This is a genomic window from Synechococcus sp. WC101 (genome assembly GCF_047461555.1).
Taxonomy (GTDB): Bacteria; Cyanobacteriota; Cyanobacteriia; order Thermostichales; family Thermostichaceae; genus Thermostichus.
Map to the genome: position 1 here is coordinate 1 of NZ_JANSHG010000224.1, position 2,864 is coordinate 2,864.

Genomic DNA, 2,864 nt, shown 5'->3' on the forward strand with positions numbered 1-2,864 from the left:
GATCTACGAGATCGCCTTCGACGCCACGCTGTTTATTACGGAGTCGGTGCAGGAGGTGATCTTCACCCTGCTGCAGGCTATTGTCCTGGTGGTGCTGGTGCTGTTTATCTTTTTGCAGGATTGGCGCATCACTCTCATCCCCACTGTCACGATCCCGGTGGCGCTGCTGGGGACGTTTGCGTTTGTGCGCCTGTTCGGCTTTTCCATCAACACCCTGACCATGTTCGGCCTCACCTTGGCCACCGGCCTGGTGGTGGACGACACCATCGTGGTGGTGGAGAACATCTCCCGCTACATCCGCGACCGCGGCATGCGGCCTCTGCAGGGGGCCTCGGCGGGGATGAACGAGGTCCTGGGGGCGGTGATCGCCACGACGCTGGTGCTGTTGGGCCTGTTTGTGCCAATCGCGTTCTTTCCCGGCACCAGTGGCCGCATCTACCGGCAGTTTGCCGTCACCATTGCCGTATCGGTTTCGCTGTCTACCTTCAATGCCATTACCCTGGCTCCGGCGTTGTCGGCGCTGCTGATCCGCCCCCGTTCGGAGCAGATGTTTTGGCTGTTGCGCTGGTTTGACCGGGCCGTGGAAGGGATCCGCGCCGCCTATCGTCGGTTCCTGGAGCTGGTGGTGAAGCTGCGGCTGCTGGTGGTGGCGGGGTTTGTCGCCTGTCTGGGCCTCACCTACTGGCTGTTCCAGGTCGTGCCGACCGGGTTTGTGCCGGATGAGGATCAGGGCTTTTTCATCACCATCATCCAGGGGCCGCCGGGGGTTTCTCTCAATTACACCGACCGGGTCATCCGGCAGGCCAGCGCCATTTTGGACGGGATCCCGGAAATCGAAAACCAGGTGATCGTGGGGGGGTTCAGCTTTACCGGGCCCTCGCCGGGGAACGGGTTAATCTTCGCCACCCTCAAGCCCTGGGACGAGCGGCGGCGACCGGAACAATCGGCGCAGGCGATTGTCAACCGGCTGTTCGGGCCCTTTTTGGGCGGGATCAGCCGCTCGTTGGTGATCCCGATTTTGCCGCCAGCCATTCCCGATTTGGGGGTTACGGGCGGGTTCACCTTCCAGCTCCAGGATCGGGGGGTGAACGATTTCAACCTGCTGCAGCAGACGGCCAACACGCTTTTCTTCGTGGGCAACGCGCCGCCCCCGCCGGGCCAACCCCCCCTGGGCGTGCGGATTAACCCGCCCACCTTCAACGCCAACTCCCCCCGGTTGCAGGTCAAGGTGGATCGGGACATGGCCCAGGTGCTGGGGATCCCGCTGGCCGAGGTCTTCGGCACGCTGCAGACCCTGTTGGGGGGCACCTATGTCAACGATTTCGACCTGTTCAACCGCAACTACCGGGTCTATGTGCAGGCGGATCAGGCTTTCCGGGGCAGCCCCGAACGTATCGGCCAGTTCTACGTGCGCAGTGGGCAGGGGCAGCTTTTGCCCTTGAGCACCCTGGTTCAGGTGGAGGAGACCACCGGCCCTGCAATCATCAACCACTTCAACCTCTTCCGCTCGGCGGAGATCCAGGGCAGCCCGCTGCCGGGCTTCAGCTCAGGGCAAGCCATTCGGGCTATGGAAAGTCTGGCTGCCCGCTTGCTGCCGCAGGGGTTTGGCTTCGAGTGGTCGGGCCTGTCCTTGGAAGAGATCGAGTCGGGGGGACAGGCGCCGCTGATCTTCGCTTTGGGGTCGGTGTTCGTCTTCCTGGTGCTGGCGGCCCAATTTGAGAGCTATGTGGATCCCTTGATCATTCTGCTGGCGGTGCCGCTGGCGGTTCTGGGGGCGCTCTCGGCCCAACTGCTGCGGGGCCTGGCCAACGACATCTTTTGCCAGGTGGGGCTGGTGATGTTGATCGGTCTGGCCAGCAAGAACTCGATCTTGATCGTGGAGTTTGCCAACCAACTGGTTGCCCAGGGGATCCCGCTGGTCAAGGCCGCGATCCAGGCGGCGGAGACCCGTTTCCGCGCCATCCTCATGACGGCCCTGAGCACGATCCTGGGGATTTTCCCGCTGGCCGTGGCCAGTGGCGCCGGGGCTGCCAGCCGCCAGTCTCTGGGCACGGCTGTTATCGGCGGTATGTTCGTCTCGACCCTGCTCAGCCTGCTGGTGGTGCCGGTGCTCTATGTCGTGATCAAGAGAATCCAGGCGCGAGTTTTGGGGAGCGAATCCCGTGGGGATCTGGCCCATCTGCCGCCGCCGGAGGATCCCAAGGGTCTGTTGCCGGAAGAATCGACTTGATTGCAGGGCAAAACCTATGGCTGTGGATTCCAGCTTTTTCCAGCGACAGGGTTGGTAGGCCAACCACGCTGAAAGAGCGCCCAGCCACCCTCTTGCAGGAGCGGTGCAGAGTGCTGTCTTTCCCTCTTCTGCTTACGCAAGCGGCAGTCGGCCAAGTACAACAGGTCAGCTAACCAGAAGATTCACCCGATGGTGGCTGGGGGGCGGGCGGCGCTGCAGGAAGGGAGCCGCAGCTCACCGCTACAGGACTTTCAGGATGAGTGACGGTGGAGTCCGAAAAGGCCATACTGCAGTCTCGCTCCTCGGCCAGGAAAACAGACGGCAGCAGTCACCCTTTTTGTCAGCCGAAGGCCTTGTCTTGGAGCAGCTCCGGGTCAGCGTCGCCAGATACTCTCTCCCAAAACTGCGCCAAGTGCTGCAGGCCCACAAACCCCAACTGCCAGAGGATCAAGGCCAGGGGGCCGTGCTGCTGCCGCTGGATCTTCAGGGCCAAGGCCAGTTGTTTGGGCTTGAGGAGCTGTTGCTGCTCGGCAAAGCGGCAGAACTGCCGATCCCATTGGCTGAGGGCTTGCAAATCCGGCACAGTCAGTTCCATAGGTCTGGCTTGGGTGTAACTGGACGCTGGATCCCCTAC

At 62.4% G+C, this 2,864-nt stretch carries 2 protein-coding genes; one reads left to right on the top strand and one right to left on the bottom strand.

Annotation, left to right across the window (positions count from 1 at the left end):
* Positions 1–2,230: efflux RND transporter permease subunit (locus NW809_RS11720; protein WP_414402211.1), on the top strand; the 2,230-nt coding region annotated here is incomplete at its 5' end.
* 340 nt (positions 2,231–2,570) lie between these two features.
* On the opposite strand, the gene NW809_RS11725 is transcribed toward NW809_RS11720, so the two are convergent.
* The coding region (locus tag NW809_RS11725; RefSeq protein ID WP_414402212.1) for a DUF2949 domain-containing protein at positions 2,571–2,864 on the bottom strand (294 nt) is incomplete at its 5' end.